Source organism: Amycolatopsis aidingensis (assembly GCF_018885265.1).
GTDB classification, from domain to species: domain Bacteria; phylum Actinomycetota; class Actinomycetes; order Mycobacteriales; family Pseudonocardiaceae; genus Amycolatopsis; species Amycolatopsis aidingensis.
In genome coordinates, this window is record NZ_CP076538.1 from 827,381 (window position 1) to 848,869 (window position 21,489).

The 21,489-nt window shown below is 71.3% G+C and carries 23 protein-coding genes and 1 pseudogene; 3 read left to right on the forward strand and 21 right to left on the reverse strand.

What is annotated here, in order from left to right; all coding sequences use genetic code 11:
* Positions 1-7: 7 nt before the first annotated feature.
* A complete protein-coding gene (glpK, locus tag KOI47_RS04035) occupies positions 8-1,519 on the reverse strand; it encodes a glycerol kinase GlpK (protein ID WP_216214087.1) in 1,512 nt (503 codons plus the stop codon).
* 26 nt (positions 1,520-1,545) lie between these two features.
* Positions 1,546-2,286 (reverse strand): MIP/aquaporin family protein, encoded by a 741-nt coding sequence (locus tag KOI47_RS04040; RefSeq protein ID WP_216214089.1) that lies wholly within the window; start codon positions 2,284-2,286, stop codon positions 1,546-1,548.
* Between the two features lie 241 nt (positions 2,287-2,527).
* On the opposite strand from KOI47_RS04040, the gene KOI47_RS04045 reads away from it, so the two are divergent.
* Positions 2,528-4,258 carry a glycerol-3-phosphate dehydrogenase/oxidase gene (locus KOI47_RS04045; RefSeq protein ID WP_232376528.1) on the forward strand — a complete coding sequence of 577 codons (1,731 nt, stop codon included), beginning with the start codon at positions 2,528-2,530 and terminating at the stop codon, positions 4,256-4,258.
* Here the strand turns inward: KOI47_RS04045 and KOI47_RS04050 are convergent.
* The 9 genes from KOI47_RS04050 to KOI47_RS04090 all read right to left on the reverse strand — a co-directional run bounded on the left by KOI47_RS04050 (position 4,251) and on the right by KOI47_RS04090 (position 12,087).
* Positions 4,251-5,723: an AMP-binding protein gene (locus KOI47_RS04050; protein ID WP_216214091.1), complete on the reverse strand. Its 1,473-nt coding sequence runs from the start codon at positions 5,721-5,723 to the stop codon at positions 4,251-4,253. The two genes, KOI47_RS04045 and KOI47_RS04050, sit on opposite strands and share 8 nt — an antisense overlap.
* 2 nt (positions 5,724-5,725) lie before the next feature.
* Positions 5,726-6,064, reverse strand: a complete 339-nt coding sequence (locus KOI47_RS04055) for a hypothetical protein (RefSeq protein WP_216214093.1) — start codon at positions 6,062-6,064, stop codon at positions 5,726-5,728.
* A complete protein-coding gene (locus KOI47_RS04060; protein ID WP_216214095.1) occupies positions 6,061-6,975 on the reverse strand; it encodes a hypothetical protein in 915 nt (304 codons plus the stop codon). The genes KOI47_RS04055 and KOI47_RS04060 overlap by 4 nt, the downstream gene beginning before the upstream one ends.
* The gene (locus KOI47_RS04065) at positions 6,972-8,258 is read right to left on the reverse strand and encodes a hypothetical protein (protein ID WP_216214097.1); all 1,287 of its coding nucleotides are present in this window, start codon (positions 8,256-8,258) and stop codon (positions 6,972-6,974) included. Before KOI47_RS04065 ends, KOI47_RS04060 begins: the two co-directional genes overlap by 4 nt.
* Positions 8,255-8,791 carry a GNAT family N-acetyltransferase gene (locus KOI47_RS04070; protein ID WP_216214100.1) on the reverse strand — a complete coding sequence of 179 codons (537 nt, stop codon included), beginning with the start codon at positions 8,789-8,791 and terminating at the stop codon, positions 8,255-8,257. Before KOI47_RS04070 ends, KOI47_RS04065 begins: the two co-directional genes overlap by 4 nt.
* Before the next feature lie 54 nt (positions 8,792-8,845).
* Entirely contained in the window at positions 8,846-9,241 is a 396-nt protein-coding gene (locus KOI47_RS04075; protein ID WP_216214103.1) for a DUF1707 SHOCT-like domain-containing protein, read from the reverse strand.
* Positions 9,242-9,250: 9 nt separating this feature from the next.
* Positions 9,251-9,736, reverse strand: coding sequence for a DUF1707 SHOCT-like domain-containing protein (locus tag KOI47_RS04080; protein ID WP_216214105.1), 486 nt, complete (start codon positions 9,734-9,736; stop codon positions 9,251-9,253).
* A gap of 70 nt (positions 9,737-9,806) precedes the next feature.
* The gene (locus KOI47_RS04085) at positions 9,807-11,606 is read right to left on the reverse strand and encodes an acetyl/propionyl/methylcrotonyl-CoA carboxylase subunit alpha (protein ID WP_216214108.1); all 1,800 of its coding nucleotides are present in this window, start codon (positions 11,604-11,606) and stop codon (positions 9,807-9,809) included.
* A gap of 121 nt (positions 11,607-11,727) precedes the next feature.
* Positions 11,728-12,087, reverse strand: coding sequence for an SAV_915 family protein (locus KOI47_RS04090; RefSeq protein ID WP_232376529.1), 360 nt, complete (start codon positions 12,085-12,087; stop codon positions 11,728-11,730).
* Positions 12,088-12,154: 67 nt separating this feature from the next.
* Here KOI47_RS04090 and KOI47_RS04095 point away from each other — a divergent pair, with 67 nt between their 5' ends.
* The gene (locus KOI47_RS04095; protein WP_232376530.1) at positions 12,155-12,871 is read left to right on the forward strand and encodes a hypothetical protein; all 717 of its coding nucleotides are present in this window, start codon (positions 12,155-12,157) and stop codon (positions 12,869-12,871) included.
* 7 nt (positions 12,872-12,878) lie between these two features.
* Here KOI47_RS04095 and KOI47_RS04100 read toward each other — a convergent pair whose 3' ends face one another.
* From KOI47_RS04100 to KOI47_RS04130, 7 genes are all read right to left on the reverse strand, one after another.
* Positions 12,879-14,060 (reverse strand): cytochrome P450, encoded by a 1,182-nt coding sequence (locus KOI47_RS04100; protein ID WP_216214110.1) that lies wholly within the window; start codon positions 14,058-14,060, stop codon positions 12,879-12,881.
* 25 nt (positions 14,061-14,085) lie between these two features.
* A complete protein-coding gene (locus KOI47_RS04105) occupies positions 14,086-14,871 on the reverse strand; it encodes an ABC transporter permease (RefSeq protein WP_216214111.1) in 786 nt (261 codons plus the stop codon).
* Positions 14,868-15,827 carry an ATP-binding cassette domain-containing protein gene (locus tag KOI47_RS04110; protein WP_216214113.1) on the reverse strand — a complete coding sequence of 320 codons (960 nt, stop codon included), beginning with the start codon at positions 15,825-15,827 and terminating at the stop codon, positions 14,868-14,870. The genes KOI47_RS04105 and KOI47_RS04110 overlap by 4 nt, the downstream gene beginning before the upstream one ends.
* Positions 15,828-15,851: 24 nt before the next feature.
* Entirely contained in the window at positions 15,852-16,643 is a 792-nt protein-coding gene (locus KOI47_RS04115; RefSeq protein ID WP_216214122.1) for a DUF4097 family beta strand repeat-containing protein, read from the reverse strand.
* A gap of 82 nt (positions 16,644-16,725) precedes the next feature.
* Positions 16,726-17,262: a hypothetical protein gene (locus tag KOI47_RS04120; RefSeq protein WP_216214123.1), complete on the reverse strand. Its 537-nt coding sequence runs from the start codon at positions 17,260-17,262 to the stop codon at positions 16,726-16,728.
* Positions 17,263-17,496: 234 nt separating this feature from the next.
* Positions 17,497-18,822 carry a dicarboxylate/amino acid:cation symporter gene (locus KOI47_RS04125; protein WP_216214124.1) on the reverse strand — a complete coding sequence of 442 codons (1,326 nt, stop codon included), beginning with the start codon at positions 18,820-18,822 and terminating at the stop codon, positions 17,497-17,499.
* A gap of 108 nt (positions 18,823-18,930) precedes the next feature.
* The gene (locus KOI47_RS04130) at positions 18,931-19,560 is read right to left on the reverse strand and encodes a Maf family protein (RefSeq protein WP_216214125.1); all 630 of its coding nucleotides are present in this window, start codon (positions 19,558-19,560) and stop codon (positions 18,931-18,933) included.
* A gap of 133 nt (positions 19,561-19,693) precedes the next feature.
* Here KOI47_RS04130 and KOI47_RS04135 point away from each other — a divergent pair, with 133 nt between their 5' ends.
* Positions 19,694-20,368 carry a hypothetical protein gene (locus KOI47_RS04135; RefSeq protein ID WP_232376531.1) on the forward strand — a complete coding sequence of 225 codons (675 nt, stop codon included), beginning with the start codon at positions 19,694-19,696 and terminating at the stop codon, positions 20,366-20,368.
* A gap of 167 nt (positions 20,369-20,535) precedes the next feature.
* Here the strand turns inward: KOI47_RS04135 and KOI47_RS36335 are convergent.
* The 3 genes and pseudogenes from KOI47_RS36335 to KOI47_RS04150 all read right to left on the reverse strand — a co-directional run.
* Positions 20,536-20,604 (reverse strand): annotated as a pseudogene (locus tag KOI47_RS36335) (DUF397 domain-containing protein); the annotation flags it as partial.
* Positions 20,589-21,227, reverse strand: a complete 639-nt coding sequence (locus KOI47_RS04145; protein WP_216214126.1) for a helix-turn-helix domain-containing protein — start codon at positions 21,225-21,227, stop codon at positions 20,589-20,591. The gene KOI47_RS04145 and the pseudogene KOI47_RS36335, both read right to left, overlap by 16 nt.
* Before the next feature lie 22 nt (positions 21,228-21,249).
* Positions 21,250-21,474 carry an acyl-CoA carboxylase subunit epsilon gene (locus tag KOI47_RS04150; protein ID WP_216214127.1) on the reverse strand — a complete coding sequence of 75 codons (225 nt, stop codon included), beginning with the start codon at positions 21,472-21,474 and terminating at the stop codon, positions 21,250-21,252.
* Positions 21,475-21,489 lie beyond the last annotated feature (15 nt).

A 21,489-nucleotide genomic window follows, 5' to 3' on the forward strand; every position in this document is an offset into this window, starting at 1 on the left:
ACCGAGGTCACTCGTCCTCCACCCAGTCGAAGGTCTTGGTGACGGCCTTCTTCCAGTTGCGGTACTCGCGGGCCCTGCGGGTCTCGTCCATTGCCGGGTCCCACTGCCGGTCCTTGGCCCAGTTGCTGCGGATGTCCTCCTCGCTGCCCCAGAAACCGACCGCGAGCCCGGCGGCGTAGGCGGCGCCGAGCGCGGTGGTCTCGTTCACCACCGGCCGGATCACCGGTACGCCGAGGATGTCCGCCTGGAACTGCATGAGCAGCTCGTTCACCACCATGCCGCCGTCCACCTTGAGTGACTTCAGCGGCACCCCGGAGTCGGCGTCCATCGCGTCGATCACCTCGCGGGTCTGGAACGCGGTGGCCTCCAGCACCGCCCGGCACAGGTGGCCCTTGTTCACGAACCGGGTGAGCCCGACGATCGCCCCGCGCGCGTCCGAGCGCCAGTACGGGGCGAACAGTCCGGAGAAGGCCGGCACGAAGTACGCTCCTCCGTTGTCCTGCACCGTGCGCGCGTGCTGCTCGATCTCCGGGGCCGAGCCGATCAGGCCGAGGTTGTCCCGCAGCCACTGCACCAGCGAGCCGGTGACCGCGATCGAGCCCTCCAGCGCGTACACGGTGCGGCTGGAGCCGATCTTGTAGCAGACCGTGGTGAGCAGCCCGTTGTCCGAGAGCACCTTCTCGGTTCCGGTGTTCAGCAGCACGAAGTTGCCGGTGCCGTAGGTGTTCTTCGCCTCGCCGGGGGAGAGGCAGGCCTGGCCGAAGGTGGCCGCCTGCTGGTCACCGAGGATGCCGGCGATCGGCACCCCTGCGAACGCGCCCCGCGCCCTGACCTTGCCGTACTCCTCCGAGGAGGACCGGATCTCGGGCAGCATGGACAGCGGGATGCCCATGTCCGCGGCGATGTCCGCGTCCCAGGACAGGGTGTCCAGGTCCATCAGCAGGGTGCGGGAGGCGTTGGTGGGGTCGGTGACGTGCACCCCGCCGTCCGGGCCGCCGGTCATGTTCCACAGCACCCAGGTGTCCATATTGCCGAACAGCAGCTCACCCGCCTCGGCCCGCTCCCTGACACCGTCCACATTGTCCAGGATCCACTTGATCTTCGGGCCGGAGAAGTAGGTGGCCAGCGGCAGCCCGGTCTTGGCGCGGTAACGCTCCTGCCCGCCGCCGAGTGCCCCGAGCTCGGCCACGATCCGGTCGGTCCTGGTGTCCTGCCAGACGATCGCGTTGTACACCGGCTTGCCGGTTTTACGGTCCCACACCAGGGTGGTTTCCCGCTGGTTGGTGATTCCGACCGCGGTGATCGAGCTGGGCTCCAGGTCCGCCTTGGCCAGCGCGCCCGCGGCCACGGTGCGGGTGTTGGACCAGATCTCCTCGGCGTTGTGCTCGACCCAGCCCGCCTGCGGGAAGATCTGCTCGTGCTCGCGCTGGTCCACCGCCACCACCCGGCCGGAGTGGTCGAAGATCATGGTGCGGGTCGAGGTGGTGCCCTGGTCGATCGCGGCGACGTACGAAGTCATATGCGCTCCTCGTGAGTTGGCGTGGATCAGGTGGGCAGGACCAGGTACAGCAGGGCGGCCAGCGCGCCACCGGCCAGCGGGCCGGCCACCGGAATCCAGGAGTACCCCCAGTCGGCCCCGCCCTTGCCCCGGATGGGCAGCAGCGCGTAGGCGATGCGCGGGCCAAGGTCGCGGGCCGGGTTGATGGCGTAGCCGGTCGGGCCGCCGAGTGAGGTGCCGATCACCAGCACGACGAAGGCCACCCCGGCGTAGCCGAGCGCGGCGTTGCCGAACTGCGGTACCCCGTTCGGGCCCTGCTCGAAGGTGGGGGTCAGCAGGATCCAGGCCACCAGCACGAAGGTACCGATGATCTCGGTGACCAGGTTCCAGGTCGTGTTCCGGATCTGCGGGACGGTGGAGAAGATCCCGAGCGTGCCCTCCGGCTCGGGATGCTGGTCGAACTGCAGCTTGTAGGTCGCCCAGCACAACACCGCGCCGAGTACACCGCCGACCAGCTGGCCCGCGAAGTAGATCGGCACGTCGGCCCAGGCGGTCTTCTCCGCGATGGCCAGCCCGAGGGTGACGGCCGGATTGATATGCGCCCCGCTGGGCGCGGCGATGCTGGCCCCGGTGAAGACCGCGAACCCCCAGCCGATGGTGATGAACAGGAAGCCGGTGCCGGTGCCGTTGCTCTTGCGCAACACGTTGTTGGCGACGACACCCGTGCCGAGCAGGACCAGAATGGCGGTCCCCAGCAGTTCCCAGACGAAAATCGAACCCGCACTCATTCGTAGCCCTCCACACTGGACTGGGTCAGCGCAGGGTCGACCGCGGTGCGCCGCGTCGGCCCCGGTGCCGACCCACGATCTCCGCACGCTACTGCGTCGCCGACGATCATTCCAGGAGCCAACCGCAGCAATCGGCCGAGACCGGATCTTTCACCGGTTCCGGGGTGGGCTCGCCCACGACGACGTGCGGTCTCGGCGGGACGTGCGATGCTGGGGGCATGAGGGTTAAGGAGGTGCGCAGGTGACTGGGTCGCGGCCGGACAACCCGGCACAACTGGGGCCGGAGAAGCGGGAGGAATCCTGGAGGCGGCTCGGCGAGGAGACCTTCGACCTGGTGGTGATCGGCGGCGGTGTGGTCGGCGCGGGGACCGCGCTGGACGCGGCCACCCGGGGGCTGCGGGTCGCCCTGGTCGAGGCGCGTGATCTCGCCTCCGGCACCTCCAGCCGCTCCAGCAAGCTGTTCCACGGCGGGCTGCGCTACCTGGAGCAACTGGAGTTCGGGCTGGTCCGGGAGGCGCTGCGGGAGCGGGAGCTGATGCTCAACACGATCGCGCCGCATCTGGTCAAGCCGGTGAGCTTCCTCTACCCGCTCACCCACCGGGGCTGGGAGCGCCCGTACACCGCGGCCGGGCTGTTCCTGTACGACACCATGGGCGGGGCGCGCTCGGTGCCGGGGCAGAAACACCTGACCAAGGCCGGTGCGCTGCGGATGGTGCCCGCGTTGAAGCGGGACGCGCTGGTCGGTGGCATCCGCTACTACGACGCGCAGGCCGATGACGCCCGGCACACCATGACCGTGGCCCGCACCGCCGCGCACTACGGGGCCGTGGTGCGCACCTCCACCCAGGTGGTCGGGTTCCTGCGCGAGGCCGACCGGGTCTCCGGGGTCCGGGTCCGCGATGTGGAGGACGGCCGCGAGACCGAGGTGCGCGCCAGCGTGGTGGTCAACTGCACCGGGGTGTGGACCGACGAGCTGCAGCGGCTGTCCGGCAGCAGGGGCCGGTTCCGGGTGCGGGCCAGCAAGGGCGTGCACATCGTGGTGCCGAGGGACCGGATCGTCTCGGACTCGGGGCTGATCCTGCGCACCGAGAAGTCCGTGCTGTTCGTGATCCCGTGGCGCAACCACTGGATCGTCGGCACCACCGACACCGACTGGAACCTCGACCTCGCCCACCCGGCGGCGACCCGGCACGATATCGACTACCTGCTCGAGCATGTGAACACCGTGCTGGCGACCCCGCTGACGCACGAGGACATCGAGGGGGTCTACGCCGGTCTGCGGCCGCTGCTGGCGGGGGAGAGCGAGGAGACCTCGAAGCTGTCCAGGGAGCACGCGGTGGCCAGGGCGGCGCCGGGGCTGGTGGCGATCGCGGGCGGCAAGTACACCACCTACCGGGTGATGGCGGCCGATGCGGTGGAGGCCGCGGCCGCGGACCTTGCGGGCAGGCCGCAGCCCTCGATCACCGACAAGGTGCCGCTGATCGGCGCGGACGGCTATCACGCCCTGGTCAACCAGGCCGATCACGTGGCCGCCGAGCACGGGCTGCACCCGTACCGGGTCCGGCACCTGCTGGACCGCTACGGCTCGCTGGTGCACGAGGTGCTGGCGCTCGGCGATGGCCGTCCGGACCTGCTGCGCCCGCTGGACTCGGCTCCGGACTACCTGGGGGTCGAGGTGATCTACGCGGTGAGCCACGAGGGCGCGCTGCACCTGGAGGACGTGCTGGCCCGGCGCACCCGGATCGCCATCGAGTACCCGCATCGCGGGACCGACTGCGCCGAGCAGGTGGCCCGGCTGATGGGTGAGGTACTCGGCTGGTCGGCCGAGACGATCACCCGCGAGGTCGAGGTGTACAACGCGCGGGTTGAGGCCGAGCGGGACTCCCAGTCGCAGCCGAACGACGAGTCCGCCGATGCTCGCCGCTCCGCCGCCCCCGAGGTCCGCTCCGGCATCACCGAACCGGTCAGCTGAGTGCCTTCCTGTCTGGTTTGCCGATTTCGGTGAGCGGGAGGGCGGGGGTGAACATGACCTCGGCGGGGACGAAGTGTTCCTGGCCGAGGGTGGCGCGGGCATAGCCGCGGACGTCCTCGGCGCGCACCGCATCCGGCTCGGTGGGCACGACGACCGCGCGCAGCACCGTGCCCTCCGGGCCGGGCACCCCGACCACGGCGACCTCGCGCACCCCACGGCAGCCCGTCAGTGCGTTCTCCACCATCGTGGGGTGCACCCTGGTTCCGTGCTCGCCGGTGACGATCACGTCGTCGGCCCGGCCGAGCAGGTACAGGTAGCCCTCGGCGTCGAACCGGCCGATGTCGCCGGTGCGCAGCCAGCCGTCCACGACGACGGCCGCGTTCGCTCCCTGCCGCCCCCGGTAGCCCGCCATCAGGGCCAGCCCGCGCACCAGCACCTCGCCGATACCGGTGCCGTCGCCATCGTCGTCGATCCGGGCCTCCATCCCGGGCACGATCCGGCCGACCGACTCCAGCCGCCCCGGGTGCCCCGCCAGTTCCGCCGCCGAGATGCTGGCGATCATGGGCGCCTCGGTGAGCCCGTATCCCTGGCCCACCACCGGCCCGAACACCGCCAGCGCCTGCCGCAGCCGGTGCGCGGGCAACGGGCTGGCGCCCAGCGACAGCGACCGCACGCTGCTCAGGTCGGTGCCGGGCCGGGCGGGGTGGTCCAGCAGGGCCGCGAGCCGCGGCGGGGTGAGGGACAGCTCGGTGACCCGCTCGGCGGCGATATCGCGCAGCACCGCACCGGCGTCGAAGCCCTCGTGCAGCACCACGGTGTCCCCGCGCAGCAGGGCGCCGAGCACGGCCGCGTTCCCGGTCAGGTGCGACACCGGCGCCACCACCAGCACCCGGCCCGGCCCGGCGGGGTCCGGCCGGAAGATATGCGCCATCCCGTCGTAGATCCCGCTGTGCTCGATCAGCTTCGGCGGCCCGGTGGTGCCCCCGGACGGGAAGATCGTGCGCACCGCGTCCGGAAGGTCGGCAAGGTCCGGATCGGGCCAGTGGGACGGGTCTGCCAGCAGGTCGTGGGCGCCGGGCCACGGCCCGATGGACAGCAGCCGCTCTGGGCGGGCGGCCTCGGCCAGCGCGCGGGTCTGCTCCCGGCGCGGGTCGACCACCAGCGTCCGCACCCCCGCCGTGTGCAGCGCGGCGGCCCGGTCCGGCAGGCTTGCCGAGGCCGCGACCAGCAGCACCGGTAGCCCGCGCAGCTGCGCGGCCAGCTGGGCCAGCACGGTCTCCGGCCGGTTCCCGCCCATGACCGCCACCGGGGCGTCAGCGCATTCGGCGCCGAAGCCCGCGGCCAGCCCGCGCAGGATCTCCCCGGCGGCCCGGTAGCTCAGACTGCCGCCCCGGTGCCGGAACGCGGTGCGCCCGCCGTAGTCCTCCAGCGCCGCGAGCAGCCGGGAAAGGAACGCCGAGGCCATGCTTACTCCGGTCCCGGCAGGCCGAGCCGCCGGTAGGCCTGGCGGACGAGTTTCAGCCCCTGCCCGGCGAGCCGTTCGGCCATCTCGAAGTCCTTTTCGGACGAAGCGGTGGCCAGGATCGCGCCTGCCGAGTGCCAGCGCTCCCTTGCCTTGCGCAGCAGGGTGGCCGCCTCCGGGTCGGTGCTGGGTTCGGGGATGTCCACATAGTGCCCGAGCCGCAAGTACCTGGCCCTGGCCGAGATCTCCTCGTCGCCCGCGGTGTGCCTGCGCCGCACCAGCACCGGCAGCAGGGCACCGCAGGCCAGTACCGCGGCGGCCAGCCCGATCCACAGCCAGGTCATCGCAGCAGCACCCGTTCCAGCTCGGCCAGCCGCCGCTCCACCTCGGCCAGCTCGTGCGGCTCTCGCGCCTGCTCCAGCAACCGCAGCACCTCGGTGTACTCGCGGGCGGTCGTGGCCACGGCGGTGGAGTCCCCGGGATGCAGGATCTCCCCGGCGAGCCGGTTCAGCCGCGACTCGGCGTCCCGGCGGCGACGGGCCCGCGCGCGCTCGGCCCGCCTGCGCCCGCGCAACGCCAGCGCCGTCGTCCGCAGCAGCAGGAAGAAGGCGACCGAGGCGGCCACCATGCCCGCGCAGGCCAGCGCGATCTGCCCGCGGGCCAGGGTGTCCGGCAGCTCCCCACGCCGCGGCAGCTCGCCGTAGTACCCGGCGGCCTCCGCGTCGAAGGTGAGCACGAACTCCTCGATCTCCGGGGTCAGGTTGGCCGGGGTGGCGCGGTACTGCGCGGACAGCTCGGCCGCGGTCAGCAGGCTCATCTCGAACTCGGCCAGGCTCGCCCCCGGCTTGGCCGGGGCCGGAAACTCCGGTCCGGTGCAGTACGAGCTGCCGTACTCGCCATCCTCCCCGGTGGCGAACAGGATCACCATATTGGTCGGCACCCGCGCCGCGATTCGCTCGCACATCGCGTAGTCCGGCCCGTTCACGTGCTCCGTGGCCGGCAGCGGGCCCGGGGTGAGCAGCACCGCGACGACCGCCCGGTCGCCGATCACCTCGGTGGCCCTGCGCGCGTCCACCGAGTCCGGCGCGCCCCGTTCCTGGTACACCGGACCGGCACGCAGACCCTCGACGATCGTGCGGATCCGGTCGTCAGCCGAGGACCACGGCCGGAAGACCAGCAGGAAAGCGGCGAGCCCGATGGCGGCCGCGAAACAGGCCCACAGCGGGATACCGAGCCAGGTCCTGGCGCCTTTCACGAGCCGCCCCCGCGCAGGATCCGCTTGCCCTCGGCCGCGATCCCGCGTACCTCGCGCATCGCCTCGGTGGTGCGGGCGTGCGCGAACATCTCGGCGGCGGTGCCGTGCCGTTCGGCCGCCGCGGCGACCTCCGCACCGCCGCGGTCCGCCCCGGCCACCAGCGCACCGAGCTCGGTGATCTCGGTGACCGCCTCCCCGCTGGCCACCCGCAGGTCCGTCCGCTCGGCGCGGACCCACTCCGCCCGCCGCCGGTGCCAGGACAGCAGCGGCGGGCCCGCCAGCAGCACCGCGGAGCCGAGCAGCACCCAGGGTGCCAGCGCGCTGATCCGCTGCCGCAGGTCGAACGGCGCAGGCTGGGGGCGGCTGAAGGCCTGCTCGGTCCGCAACTCGTCGAACCTGGTCAGCACGGTGCCGATCCGGTCGTTCATCGGGCTGCCCTGCCGGAAGCTGGCGTTCTCGAACCGGCCGTAGGCGTAGTCCCTTGCCGAGATCAGCTTGCCGTGGTCCGACCCGCTGACCGCAACGTCCAGCCAGCGGCCATGCGCCACCAGCACAACGTCCTTGGGGAACTCGCTGGCCAGCGCGTGCGCGTAGTCCACGAGCGGCTGCCCCCGTTCCAGCGCGGGGAAGGCCGCCACCCGCAGGGTCAGCCCGGTGCGCTGCTCGACCCGCTCCAGCGGCAGTTCCACCGGGTCGGCGCGGCCGGGGGCGTTGTAGATCCGGTCGGTCCGCAGCCGTGCGGTCAGCGTGGCGAGCTGGTCGCTGGTGGGCGCGATGACCGCGTCGTGCGGGTAGCTCACCGCGGTGTCCTCGTCCTTGCTGTGCCGGATCAACGACCACAGCGCCTCGGTCACGTCGAGGTACGCGGTCTGCTGCCGCAGCTCGCCGAGATCGGAAGGGCCGGCCGCGGATCCCCCGTAGGCGCGGACGCCGATCCCGGCCACCTCGATCAGGGTGTGCCCGGAACGCTCGGCCCACTCCTTCAGCGGCTGGTAGACCCGCTCGTGGTAGTCCTCCCCGCTGGCGTAGTGCGCACCCTGCTCGTACGGGCCGGTGTAGGGGCTCACCAGCAACCGCATGCCGGGGGTGAGCTCACCGCGGATCAGTTCCTCGTCGAACCGGGCCACCGCGCCCGGGGCGCGGTAGACCTGCCGCTGGGACAACGCCTGCATGGCGGCGTCCACGTCCAGCTTCGGCGGCAGCTCGCGCGGCTGCGCCGCGGCCGGAGCCGGGACGAGAACGGCCAGCACGGCGACGAGCGCCAGCGCCGTGCGCCCAGTCATAGCCCTGCCACCTCCGGGCCGCGGGTCAGGAAGATCTCCCGGTCCCCGTCGCGGGTGTCCTCCGCGCGGGCGAACCGGAAACCGCAGCGCCTGGCCACTGCGGCCGAGGCGGCGTTGCTCTCCGTGTGCTGGTAGGTGACCTGCCGCAACTCCAGTGCGCCGAAGCCGAACCGGAGTGCCGCGCCCAGCGCGTCGACCGCGACCCCCTGGCCGCGGGCCTGCGGATGCACCCACAACGCGACCTCCGCGGTGCCCGCGGGCAGGTCCAGCTTCTTCAGCCCGACCTCGCCGAGCATCCGTCCCGTCGTCGGCTCCGCGATACACCAGGAGCAGCGCCGGCCTGCCGCCCATTCCTCGGCCCGCTGGGTGACGTAGGCACCGGCCTCGGCGAGGGTGTCGATGCGCAGGTCCACGTATCGCCGGTGGGCGGCGTCGGCGAAGGCCTCCAGCAGGACAGGCCGGTCGTCCAGTAGTTCGTCAGCGCGTAGCTGGCGCAGGTAGTAGTTACCCGCGTTGATCTCGACCGGTTCCACTCGCGGGAGGATACCGTCGGTCGGTTCGCGGGATTTCCGGCGCCACCGGGGCGTTCAGCCCGCCCGCCGCCCGGCGAGCAGCCACAGCACCACCAGCACCAGCGCCACCGGGACCAGCAGCAACAACACCGGTACCCGGGGGATCAGCAGCAGCGCGGCGACCACTGCGATCCCGGCGATCGGCACCACCGCAGCGGGCAGCCTGCGCCCCAGCGCCCTGGACGGGGCGAACGCGGGCTGGTTCGGCAGCACGAACGCCGGCCGGGGCTCGGGAAGGTCGGTGAACAGCTCGGCGACCTCGCCGCGGGTCTGCGCCGCGGTGGCCTGGCTGGATCGGTCGCCGAACTCGGTCACGTCCAGGCGGCCGGTCCGCATGTGCTCGGCGAGCGCGTCCAGGGTTTCCTGGCGCTCGTCGTCGCTGAGCCGGAGGTGGGGCTGGTCGGCGCGCACACCATGATCCTACGGCTGGTGCCGGGGTGAGCGATGCCAGCGCCGCCTGCCGCAGCCTGCTCCGTCCGCCCAGTCCTGCCCCCACAGGCCGCTGCCGATCGCCGTGACCACGGCGGGCAGCAGGAACCACCACCACCAGCCACCGGTGGCGAAGAACAGCACCATCCCGACGATCGCGCTGATCGGCACGGCGCTGGCGGCGATCCGTTGGCCCAGTGGGCGGTCCGTCCAGGTGCCGCCGCGGCCGGCCGGTTCCTGCTGGGGCGCGTGCGCGGGCATGGCGCCGGGCGCGGGCCGGCCTGGATGCGGTGCGGGCAGGTCGGCGAAGATCGTGCCGAGCTCGCCTGCGGTCTTGGCCATGGTGACCCGGGCCGAGCGCTCGCCGTACTCGTCCACGTCGAGACGCCCCGCGCTCAGGTGCTCACCCAGCGCCTGCATCGCGGACTCGCGCTCGGCATCGCCGATCCGCAGCTCGGGTACGGTGTCGTCGGTCACCACTCGATGGTAGGGCCGACAGCGGCCCGGTGGCCGCCGAGGCTGAAAAACTCTCAGTCTTGCGACTCACTCAGTCTTTCAGCTCCAGCAGCACCGCGCCCTGGTTCACCGCCGAGCCGACCTCGACCGTGAGCCCGGTGACGGTGCCCGCCTTGTGCGCGGTGACCGGGTTCTCCATCTTCATCGCCTCGAGCACCACGACCAGTTCGCCTGCCTCGACCCGCTGGCCCTCCTCGACCCCGAGCTTGACGATGGTGCCCTGCATGGGCGCGGTGACAGCGTCCCCGCTGACCGCGGTCTTCTGCCCACCGGCCCGCTTGCGCGGCTTGGCCTTGGCCGCCCCGTTGCCGTTGCCGTTGCCGCCCAGCGCCAGGTCGCCGGGCAGCGAGACCTCCAGCCTGCGCCCGCCGACCTCGACGATCACCTGCCTGCGCGCCTCGGCCTCCTCCTCGCCGGTCTCGGCCGGGCCGGGGTGGGGCTCGATCCGGTTGTCGAACTCGGTCTCGATCCAGCGGGTGTGCACGGCGAACCCGTCCTCGTCCCCGACGAACATCGGGTCCCGCACCACCACCCGGTGGAAGGGGAGCACGGTGGGCAGCCCCTCGGCGACCATCTCGTCCAGGGCACGGCGGCTGCGTTCCAGCGCCTGCCTGCGGTCCGCGCCGGTGACGATCAGCTTGGCCAGCATGGAGTCGAACTGGCCGCCGATCACGCTGCCGCTCTGCACCCCGGAGTCGACCCGGATGCCGGGGCCTTCCGGGAACACCAGCCTGGTCACCGTGCCGGGGGCGGGCAGGAAGTTGCGGCCCGCGTCCTCGCCGTTGATCCGGAACTCGATGGAGTGCCCGCGCGGGGTGGGGTCCGCGGTGAACGGCAGTACCCCGCCCTCGGCGATCCGGAACTGCTCGCGGACCAGGTCGATGCCGGTGGTCTCCTCGGAGACCGGGTGCTCCACCTGCAGCCGGGTGTTCACCTCCAGGAAGGAGATGGTGCCGTCCACGCCGACCAGGTACTCCACCGTGCCTGCGCCGTAGTAGCCGGCCTGCTTGCAGATGGCCTTGGCCGACTCGTGGATGGTGGCGCGCTGCTCCTTGGTGAGGAACGGGGCCGGGGCCTCCTCGACCAGCTTCTGGTGCCTGCGTTGCAGCGAGCAGTCCCTGGTACCGACCACCACGGCGTTGCCGTGCATATCGGCGAGCACCTGCGCCTCGACATGCCGCGGGCGGTCCAGGTAGCGCTCCACGAAGCACTCGCCCCGGCCGAAGGCTGCCACCGCCTCGCGGGTGGCCGACTCGAACAGCTCGGGGATCTCCTCCTTGGTGCGGGCCACCTTCAGGCCCCTGCCGCCACCGCCGAAGGCCGCCTTGATGGCCACCGGAAGGCCGTGTTCCTCGGCGAAGGCGACGACCTCATCGGCGCTGGCCGCCGGGTCCTTGGTTCCCGGCACCAGCGGGGCGCCTGCCTGCAGCGCGAGATGCCGCGCGGTCACCTTGTCCCCGAGGTCCCTGATCGCCTGCGGGCTCGGCCCGATCCAGGTCAGGCCCGCGTCCAGCACGGCCTGCGCGAAGTCGGCGTTCTCGGAGAGGAAGCCGTAGCCGGGGTGCACCGAGTCCGCGCCAGCGCGCTTGGCCACGTCGAGCAGCTTGTCGAAGACCAGGTAGGTCTCGGCCGCGGTGCTGCCGCCCAGCGCGAAGGCCTCGTCGGCGAGCCGGACGTGCGGCGCTTCCCGGTCCGGGTCGGCGTAGACCGCGACGGTGCCAAGACCGGCGTCCTTGGCCGCGCGGATCACCCGTACGGCGATCTCGCCGCGGTTGGCGATGAGCACCTTCGTGACCGGTCCGCCCTGAGTCGCCTTGGCTGGTTCGGGCACGCCTGCCTCCTGTTCGTGAAACTCCGGCCTCGACTCGCCGGTGCGCCCTTGCACCGGTGGGCCTCGCAGCAGTTTACGGACAGAAGTGCCGGTTTGTGCCCGCGCGGTGATGAGAGGCGGCTCACCCGGAGGCGGCGGCGTCGTGCCTTAGCCGCTCGGGCAGTTCGGTGTCCAGCAGGATGGCCTCGTAAGGCTGGGCCTGGTAGATCCGGCTCAGCTCCTCGCTGCGCACCAGCACCCACGGCTGGTGCTGGCCGCAGCAGCGCACCAGCCGGTCCAGTGCGGAGTAGGCCAGCAGCGCGAGCTTGCCGTCCTCGGTGCGGCGCAGCTCGGCGGCCATGGTGCTGCCGCCCTCGCCGGTCGGGTACTGCCCGCATGGGACATAGACCATCGGCGGGAAGCCGGGCGGCACGGGCTGCGGGGCGGGCTTGCCGGCGTTCGGGTTGCTCATGGTGTCCACGTTGCTCACAGGGTTGCTCACAGGAACAACATAGTCGGGCACTTTGAGCTACCTCGCCGGGTGGTGCGGTTGGATTTACCCTGATCATGTGACCACCCCGCAGCCGCCCCGAGCTTCTCGCTCCGTGCTGCTGACGGTGGTGCTCGCCGCCGTGGTGACGGCGGGAGCGCTGGTGACGGCGGTGCTGCTGCGGCCGGAGCGCACCGAGCCCACCCCCGCGGCACCCATGCCCGGCCCCAGCACCGCGGCGCAGGAGTGCGGGGACGGTGCCTGCCGCGAGCTGGCCTCGGCGCGGGTGCACGGCACCGAGGTCGCGCTGCTGGCCGGGCAGGACGGCCGTGCGGCGCGGGTGCGGGTCGGCGGCCCCGGTTCGGACACGGTGCTGGAGACCACCATCACCGCGATGGGTGCCCGGCTGGACGAGGACTCACTGGACTGTGTCGAGGCGGTGACCTCGGAGGCCTCGGCCTGCCTGGTACGCGGGTCAATGGACGGTGCCGAGATCGGCGAGGTGCTGATCTCCAGGGGGGACGGCTGGCGGCAGGCGGAGCGGCCGTACTTCTCCGACGCCGGGCTGATCGTGCTGGACGACGTGACCGGCAGCGGGGAGCCGGAGGTCGTGGTCGTCCAGCACATCTGCTCGCAGTCCGGCTCGGCGGCCTGCCAGGTGCGCCCGGTGCGTGCCGAAGTGTTCGGCCTTGGTGGGGAGCACTACGGCTGCACCGGCAGCTACACCGCCCCCGGCCACATCCGCGGCTGGCCGGATATCAAGGTCTACCCCCGTCAGCTCCGCCCCTGCCGCTGACGTTCCGTCAGTCCCAGGTGACCGGGAGCCGGTGCACCCCGTAGATGTTCGCCTTGTCCCGCATCGGGACCTCCTCGGGCGGGACGGCCAGCCGCAGCCTCGGGAACCAGCCGACCAGCGCGGGAAAGGCGATCCGCATTTCCACCCTGGCCAGCTGCTGGCCGAGACACTGGTGCACGCCGTGCCCGAAGGCCAGGTGGCCGGTGGCCTTCCGGTGCAGGTCGAGGGCGTCCGGCGCGGGGAACTGCCCGGGGTCCCGGTTGGCGGCCTGCACGGACAGGATGACCGTTTCGCCCGCCCTGATCAACTGACCGCCCAGCTCGACGTCCTCGAGCGCGGCCCGCGCGCCGGGGTCGGCGATGCTCAGGTACCGCAGCAGTTCCTCGACGGCGTTCTCGGCGAGGTCCGGTTCGGTGCCCAGCGCGGCGAACTGATCCGGATTCCGCAGCAGCGCGAACGTGCCGAGGGCCAGCATGCTGGTCGTGGTCTCGAATCCGGCACCCAGCAGGAAGTTGGCGATCCCGGCGAGCTCGTCGTCGGTGAGGTCACTGGTGGTCAGGTCGCTCAGCACGTCGCCGGTGGGTTCGGCGCGCTTGGCCAGCACCAGTTCGTGCATGTAGTCCTGCACGGCCTGGTAGGCAGCGCCCTTCTCTTCCATGGTGGCCTCGTAGCTGGTCACCGTGGTCGCGTTGCGGTGGAAGAACTCCCGGTCCGCGTACGGCACGCCGAGCAGCTCGCAGATCATGCGCATCGGAATGGGCTCCGCGTACGCCTCGACGAGATCGACCGGCGGCCCCTGTCGCTCCATCGCGTCCAGGCACTCGGTGGTGATCTCCTCGATCCGCGCGGTCAGCTCGCGCATCCGGCGGGTGGTGAACTTTCCGGTGAGCAGCTTCCGGTAGCGGGTGTGCTCGGGTGCGTCGACGCCGCTGGGGTCACCAGGCGGGGCCGGGGGCAACTCGGCGGGCGCCCCGGGAAACGGAAGGTGCAGGAGTTCGTACCGGGAGCTGAACCGGCTGTCGGCGAACACCGCGCGGACCAGGGCGTGACTGGTCACCAGCCAGCCCACATGCCCGTCAGGGAAGGCCAGCCGGGTGATCGGTTCGCGCTCGCGGATCCGGCCCAGTTCCGCCGGCGGGTCGAAGGGGCAGCCCGTGGCGCGGCCCGCGGGCAGTGACTGCACGGTCATCGTCTTCTCCTTTGGGTTTCCGGGGTCACCGGCTGTACTCGCGGTTGAACAACTTCTTGGACCAGGCGTAGCCGCCGACCGCGATGACGAGGCACCAGCCGAGGGCGAACAGTGCGTGGTTCCCGATCGGCGTGCCCATCAGCAGGCCGCGCAGGGTCTCGATGATCGGCGTGAACGGCTGGTACTCGGCGAACCAGCGCAGACCGTCCGGCATGGACTCGGTTGGTACGAAACCGCTGCCGAGGAACGGCAGGAAGATCAGCGGCATGGGCAGGTTGCTCGCGGTCTCGACGCTCTTGCTCACCTGGCCGAGCGCCACCGAGAACCAGACGAGCGCGAATGTCACGGCGGCGAGGACGCCGGCCACGGCGAACCATTCGCCCACGCTCGCCGACGGCCGGAAGCCGACCAGCAGCGCGACCCCGATCACGATGGTCAGTGCGAAGGCGGCCTGGATCATGCTGCCGAGGACGTGCCCGGTCAGCACCGACACGCGGGCGATGGCCATGGTGCGGAAGCGGGCGATGATCCCCTCGGTCAGGTCCATCGCGACCGAGATCGAGGTCCCCTGGATCACCGCGGTCACGGTCATCAGGATGATTGCCGGTGCGACGTAGTTGACGTACTCGGCGCGCCCGCCGGAAGCACCGCCGAGGCCGTCGCCGAGCGTGCCGCCGAAGACGTAGACGAACAGCAGCAGGAAGACGACCGGCATGCCGACGAGCAGCACCGTCATCGACGGGTACCGCAGCATGTGCCGGAGATTTCGGCGCAGCATCGTCGCCGAGTCGGTCAGGGCGTGGGTGGTCATGGCGTGGTCACCTTCTCGTTCTGGGGTTGGCCGGTGAGGGCGAGGAAGACGTCATCGAGGTCGGGGGTGTGCACGGACAACTCGTCCACCTCGACCGACTCGCGATCGAGCCGGTCGAGCAGATCCTTGAGGGACCGGAGGCTGCCGTCGTTCGGCACGCGCAGGGTGAACGTGTCCTCCTCGCGCGTCGCCCGGTCGAGCAGGCGCGCGGCCGACTGAAGGCGCTGCGCGTCGGCGAACCGGAGGCTGACGTGGCCGCCGGGGATGCGGCGCTTCAGCTCGGCCGCGGTTCCCTCGGCGACCAGCCGCCCGTGGTCGAGCACCCCGATCCGGTCGGCGAGTTCGTCGGCCTCCTCGAGGTACTGCGTGGTCAGCAGGATGGTGACGCCCTCGGCGACGAGCTCGCGGACGATCTGCCACAGGCCGCGGCGGCTGCGTGGGTCGAGCCCGGTTGTCGGCTCGTCCAGAAAGATCACCTGCGGGCTGCCGACCAGCGTCATCGCCAGGTCGAGCCGCCGCCGCATGCCACCGGAGTACGTTGCCGCCTGCTTCCTGCCCGATTCGGCGAGGTCGAACTGCTCCAGCAGCTCGGCGGCCCGCCTGCGGCCCCGTGCCCGGCCGAGATGGTGCAGGTCGGCCATCAGGAGCAGGTTCTCCTCGCCGGTGAGCAGGTTGTCCACCGCCGAGAACTGGCCGGTGACGCCGATCGCGGCGCGGACGGCGTCCGGTTCGGCCGCCAGGTCATGACCGCAGATCCGCGCTGTACCGGCGTCCGAACTGATCAAAGTGGACAGTATTTTGACCGCGGTGGTCTTCCCTGCCCCGTTGGCACCGAGCAGCGCGTACACGCTCGCGCGCGGGACGCTGAGGTCGACCCCGTCGAGCACGAGGTGGTCACCGAACGACTTGCGCAGTCCGGTCGCCACGATCGCAGGCTGGGACGGCGTGCTGGCCATAGCATTTCCTTCCGAAGTGGACATTCAGGAGCGGTGGATGGTGATGTCGCCGAACGAGGTGCTGGCCCGCACCTCGACGGTCTCGTCCGCGGATTCCGGCCCGGCCGCGGCCTCCAGCGAGTTGTGCACCCGCCCGAATCCGGTGTGCAGGTCCAGCCAGGCTGCGGTGCGCTCGGCGATGCCGACTTCGATACCGCCCATCGCGGTCTTCGCCACCACCGAGCCGCGCACTACCCCGCCGATCCGGATGTGGCCGCTGCTGGTCTTCAGCTCGCCGCCCGCGTCCGCGCGGTCGATCGAGATGTCCCCGTTGGAGTTCTTGACCTCGGTGCTGCCGGTGACCTCGCCGACCTGCACCCGGCCGGAGCCGGTGTTGATCTCCGCGTTGCCATCGACCCGCGCGGCCGCGACGTCGCCGGTCGAGGTGCGGACGTCCAGCGGTCCGGTGTGATCCAGCCGGAGGTGTCCGAGGCCGGTCTTGTACCGGCACTCGCCGAGGCGGCCGGTGCTGCCGAGGTCACCGAGCTGCGCGCTGCCCTCCACCCTGGACCCGGCGGGAAGCTCGACGGTGATGTCGACCGACCGGGTCTTCTTGGAGAAGTCGAAGGGGCGGATCTTCGGCGCCTTGATCTGCAAGGTGCCGTTCGCGTACTCGACGCGGACCTGCCGCGCGGCCTGCACATCGGACTCGTCGGACTCGTCGGAAGGGCGCACCTCGACCACGGTGTCGGCCCGGTCGCTTGCGACCATCCGCACGTGGCCCACGGCGAGTTCGATCCGGACGGAGATCGGTTCGGGTGTGTCGAAAGTAGGCATAGTTGTCCCCTCCTCAGGGGTTGAACAGGAATCCCCGCAGGTCGGGGCTGAATGGGAGGGCGCGGGCTCGCGCCCGGTGTGGTTAGCGCACCCAGCCGGTGTAGCGCTGCGTGGACGGTTTGCCGGGCCGTTCCGGGCGGGGTTCACGGCCAGGGCCGCGCAGTGCGGACCAGGCCGCCCGGACCAGCCATGCGTTGACCGAGCGCCCCTCCTTGCCCGCCGCCTCCTCGACCGCGGTCTTGAGCTGTTCGGGCAGCCGGAGGTTGAGCCGCACCATGGCCCCTTCCTCGGCGCCCGGTGCGCCCTCGTGCGCCGCCGGGCCGGGGTCACCGGCATCGGCACCGCTCTCGGTGCCGCCCTCGGACGAGCGATCGGCTGGCGGCGGCTTCACGACGAAGTCCGGGTCCCGGCCGCGCAGCCGTAGTTCGATCGACCCCGGAGCCAGCTCGCGGGTGATCTCGTCGGCGGCACCGGACAAGGCTTCCAGCAAGGTCATCCGGATCGCCGACTCCAGTGATCCGGCCAGGCGCTCGATCAGCTCCCGAGCCTCGTCACCGCCGGTCTCGGCGAGCGCCGCGAGCTCGCGGCCGAGATTCTCCACATGGGGCGTCAGGTCCATGACACCACTATGGCACACATGTGGCACCTATGGAAACCGGGTTGGCTCAGATTGGTGCCACATATGTGCCACGCGATGGTTGTGCAGGGCCAACGCGTGCGCGTGGGGAGCAAACACGCGCGCGCAGACGGCAAACACGCCGGGCTGGTGTGTTTGCCGTCTGCATGCGCGCGTTTGCCGCTCACATCCGCGCGTTGGCTGTTCACATGCGCGCGTTGGCCGTTCGGCGACGGGTCAGGCGGGGGTGGGGGCCTTGCCGGTGTCGCCGAGGAGCGGGGGCGGGGTCGCGGTGTTCAGCACCCCGTCGTCCAGCAGGCCCTCGCCGCGGGCAACCCAGGTCGGGATGGCGATCTGGCCGGTGACGTTGGTTGCGGTGCGGATCATGTCCAGGATTGGGTCGATGCCGTAGATGACGGCGATTCCGGTGGCGATCACCTCGGGCGGCAGGCCCAGCGTGCTCAGCGTGAGGGTGAGCATGGTGAACCAGCCGGTGACCCCCGCGGTGGCGATCGCGCCGAACACGGCGACCAGCACGATCAGCAGGTAGTCGCCGAAACCGAGGCCGATGCCGAACAGGTTCGCGATGAAGATGGTCGCGATCGCAGGGTAGACCGCGGCGCAGCCGTCCATCTTGGTCGTGGTGGCCAGCGGCACGGCGAAGCTCGCGTAGCCGGGGTCCACGCCGAGGTTCACCGCGGTCTGCCTGCTCAGCGGCAGGGTCGCCCCGGAGGAGCGGGAGACGAAGGCGAACTGGATCGCCGTCCAGGCCTTGCGGAAGAACCGCGCCGGGCTCACCCCGCCGACCAGGCGCAGCAGCAACGGGTACACCCCGAACAGCACCAGCAGCGTCCCGAGGTAGACGGCCGCGGTCAGGGACAGCAGCGGGCGGGCGAACTGCTCGCCGTAGGTGGCGAAAGCGTTGCCGATCAGGCCGAGCACGCCGATCGGGGCCAGCCGGATGATCCAGCCGAGCACCTTCTGCACGATGTCGAACACGGCCTGGTTCACCGCGACGAACGGTTCCGCGCGCTCACCGAGGGCGTATACGGCGGCGCCGACGGCCAGCGCGACCAGCACTACCTGGAGGATCTTCCCATCGGCGAAGGCCCCGAAGAGGTTGCTGGGCACCAGGTTGTTCAGCAGGTCGAGCCAGCTGCCCTGGTCGCGCTCGGCCAGCTCATCCACGGTCTCCTGCGCGGGTTGCAGTGAGATCCCACTGCCAGGGTTGATGATCCGGCCGACGGCGATGCCGATCAGCACGGCGATGAACGAGGTGGTGGCGAACCACGCCACGGTCTTGCCGCCCAGCCGGGCCGCGGTCCGTGCCCCGCCCAGCCCGCGCAGGCTGGTGATGCCCAGCACGATCGCGGTGAACACCAGCGGCAGCACGGTGACCTGGAGCAGGTTGGCGAAGATCGTGCCGATCGTGTCCAGCGCGGTGACCAGCCAGTCCTGCCCGGTCTGCCGGGCGAGGAAGCCGAGCACCGCGCCGAGTACGAGCGCGGCGACCACCACCAGGCCGAAGACCTTGGGCTTGCGGTAGGTCCGTAGGAAAGACACGGTCAGCTCCGGGGTTGTGAAGGGTTTTTCGTCTGGCGCCGAGTGTGGTCAACGCCGGACGCCCGGAGGCTCTTCCGTCGCGGAACGCGTCCCAGGATGTGGAACGTCTCAGCCGTCGCGGGACGGCCAGAAGTCGACGACGGTGAGCCCGACCTCGGCCAGCAATCGCCTGGTCAGCGGCAGGCTGATGCCGATCACGCTGGAGGGGTCGCCGTCGATGCCCTGGACGAACCAGCCACCGAGCCCGTCCAGGGTGAACCCGCCAGCGACCTGGAAGGGCTCCCCGGTGCCGAGGTAGGCGTCCAGCTCCTGCTGGCTCGGCTCGGCGAACCGTACGGTGGTGGACTCGCTTCCGGTGGCGGTGACCCGCCCGCCCGCGCCGTCCAGCCTGAGCACGGCATGCCCGGTGATCAGCTCACCGGTGCGGCCCGCCATGGCCGCCCAGCGTTTCCTGGCCACCTCGGCGGTTCCCGGTTTGCCCACCAGCTCGCCACCGATGAACAGCATCGAGTCGCAACCCACCACGACGGCCGCCGATCCGGTGCCCGCCGCCGTCTCCACCACCGCCTCGGCCTTCGCCAGGGCGAGGGCCGTGGTGACCTGCTCGGGTGCGGCGCCGGTCAGGCCCGCGATGATCGCGTCCTCGTCCACCCCGGAGACGATGACGCTGGGTTCGATTCCGGCTGCACGCAGCACGGCGAGGCGGGCAGGGGACGCGGAGGCGAGTACGAAACGCACGCCGGGCAGCGTAGCGGCGTGGTGTGCCTGCGCGGTCGCCTGCTCCGTTCGGGCGGTACCGCGCGGTTCCGGACCCGGGTCAGCGGTGGTGCTCGCAGAATCGGCGCCCGGAGACAACAGGGGAGGTTGTTCCGTGACTCCACCCATTCGTACTCGCAAGGACGGCACCAAGTATCCGATCACACCGAAGAAGGGCGGGGGCATGATCGTGGCTGCTGCCGTGCTGGCGGGCGGGATGGCGGCGGCCGGTGGCGGTCTCGGTGCGGGCGGTGGCTCGGCCGGTACGGCGGCCGACTCCGTGCTGAGCCAGGACCTCCGTGCGCGCACCAGCAAGGGCAAGTCCGAGGCCAGGAACGGCCGGTACCGGCAGGCGTGGCGGCAACTGGGCTGGCGCGGGCTCAAGCGGTGGGGCGAGCAGGCCGCGAACTGCGCCGTGCACTCCTACGGCCAGGTGCGGGAGTTCTTCCTGCGTACGCCGTGCCGCTCACTGCGGCGCCGGTTGCTGCTGCTCGGGGACGATAAGGGGAACACGATCGTCGTGGCGATCGCCTGGGTGCGCATGCCGGGCCGGGCCGAGGCGGGAAGCCTCAAGGAACTCGCCGACACACACGGGACCGGCAACGTGACCCCGCGCGCCGCCACGGCACTCGACCTCGCCGGGGTCCGGTTCACCGGCCGGTACTACCATTCCGACCGGCGCGCGGCCACCACCGTCATCGCGGAGGCGGAACCGGCGAGCGGGGCTCCGGATGGCGCGACCATGGACGCGGTGGCCGAGATCGCCGTCCTGTTTCCCGCGCCGCGCTGAGGCGGGTCAGCGCAGGGTGGTGAGGAAGGCCCGCCAGGCGGGGGCGGGGAACCAGAGGGCGCCGGTGTCCGGGGACTGGAGTCGCGCACGCCGGTGCGGTGGTCCCGCCTGCCGACTTCCACGCAGTCGCCGCCGTTGGAGCCGCTGTAGGAGGACCTGCACCAGGCGACCTCCACACAGGCACCGCCGTTGGCGGTGCTGTAGGAGGACCTGCGCCAGCTCAGGGGTTTGTCCATTGCTCCGCCACCTTCTCGATGAGTTCGATCGACTGCCGGGTGGACAGGGCATCGGCCCGGAACAGCTCGAACATCTGCCGCAGGCTTGCCACGTCCTCCGGCTGCTCGACCACGTTACCCCGGAGCTGGTTGTCCACATACGCCATATCGCTGCCGCCGTCGAAACTGGCGATGATGAATGGGCCGTGAAGCATGGGCGGGTCGCCCTCGGTCAGTACCCGCTGGCGTTCCAGGCGGACCTGGACCAGGTCCTCGTTCTTGAGCACCGCGCGGGCGTAGTCCGGGGTCTGGAGCAGGCCGTCAACCACCGTGGTTTGGAAGGACAGGATGGTGGTGGCGCGGGACTCGACCTCGATCCAGCGGTCCAGCCACTCGTGCGCCACCTCGCGAGCGACCAGCTCGGTCAGCAGGCGAGACAGATAGCCGTTGCTGCCAAGAATCTCCTCGATCCGGGCCAGGTCCTCGGTCTTCGGCGACCGGCGGCCGGTCTCCCACATGGCGACCAGCGAATGCGAGATGTACGCCTGCTGGGCCAGTGCTTCCTGGCTCAGCCCGCGGGAATCCCTGGCGAGCGCCAGTTCCCGTCCCCAGAACCGCAGCGCGTTGTCGCGTTTCGTGGCCATCCGGCCACCCTACGTAGCCAGTTCAGCCGGGGAGTCCGGAGGCGCGCCAGGCGCCCTCGCCGGGGCGCAGCTGGCGGCGCATGGCGGCGGCCGGGTCGGCCCAGCGGGAGCGGCGTGCCTGGCGGGCGGGGCCAGTGGAGCCACCGGACGAGGTCGCCGCGGCCAGTACGGCGGTCAGCGCGGCGAGCTCCACGTCGTCGGGATTGCCGCGCACCACCCGCAACATCGGGGAGTCCTGGGTACTCATGTCCACCTCACAGCG

Coding starts and splice junctions, on each gene's coding strand:
- glpK (WP_216214087.1), bottom strand. CDS start 1,519: ATGACTTCGTACGTCGCCGCGATCGACCAGGGCACCACCTCGACCCGC.
- KOI47_RS04040 (WP_216214089.1), bottom strand. CDS start 2,286: ATGAGTGCGGGTTCGATTTTCGTCTGGGAACTGCTGGGGACCGCCATT.
- KOI47_RS04050 (WP_216214091.1), bottom strand. CDS start 5,723: ATGGCCTCGGCGTTCCTTTCCCGGCTGCTCGCGGCGCTGGAGGACTAC.
- KOI47_RS04055 (WP_216214093.1), bottom strand. CDS start 6,064: ATGACCTGGCTGTGGATCGGGCTGGCCGCCGCGGTACTGGCCTGCGGT.
- KOI47_RS04065 (WP_216214097.1), bottom strand. CDS start 8,258: ATGACTGGGCGCACGGCGCTGGCGCTCGTCGCCGTGCTGGCCGTTCTC.
- KOI47_RS04100 (WP_216214110.1), bottom strand. CDS start 14,060: ATGACCGTGCAGTCACTGCCCGCGGGCCGCGCCACGGGCTGCCCCTTC.
- KOI47_RS04105 (WP_216214111.1), bottom strand. CDS start 14,871: ATGACCACCCACGCCCTGACCGACTCGGCGACGATGCTGCGCCGAAAT.
- KOI47_RS04110 (WP_216214113.1), bottom strand. CDS start 15,827: ATGGCCAGCACGCCGTCCCAGCCTGCGATCGTGGCGACCGGACTGCGC.
- KOI47_RS04115 (WP_216214122.1), bottom strand. CDS start 16,643: ATGCCTACTTTCGACACACCCGAACCGATCTCCGTCCGGATCGAACTC.
- KOI47_RS04120 (WP_216214123.1), bottom strand. CDS start 17,262: ATGGACCTGACGCCCCATGTGGAGAATCTCGGCCGCGAGCTCGCGGCG.
- KOI47_RS04145 (WP_216214126.1), bottom strand. CDS start 21,227: ATGGCCACGAAACGCGACAACGCGCTGCGGTTCTGGGGACGGGAACTG.
- KOI47_RS04150 (WP_216214127.1), bottom strand. CDS start 21,474: ATGAGTACCCAGGACTCCCCGATGTTGCGGGTGGTGCGCGGCAATCCC.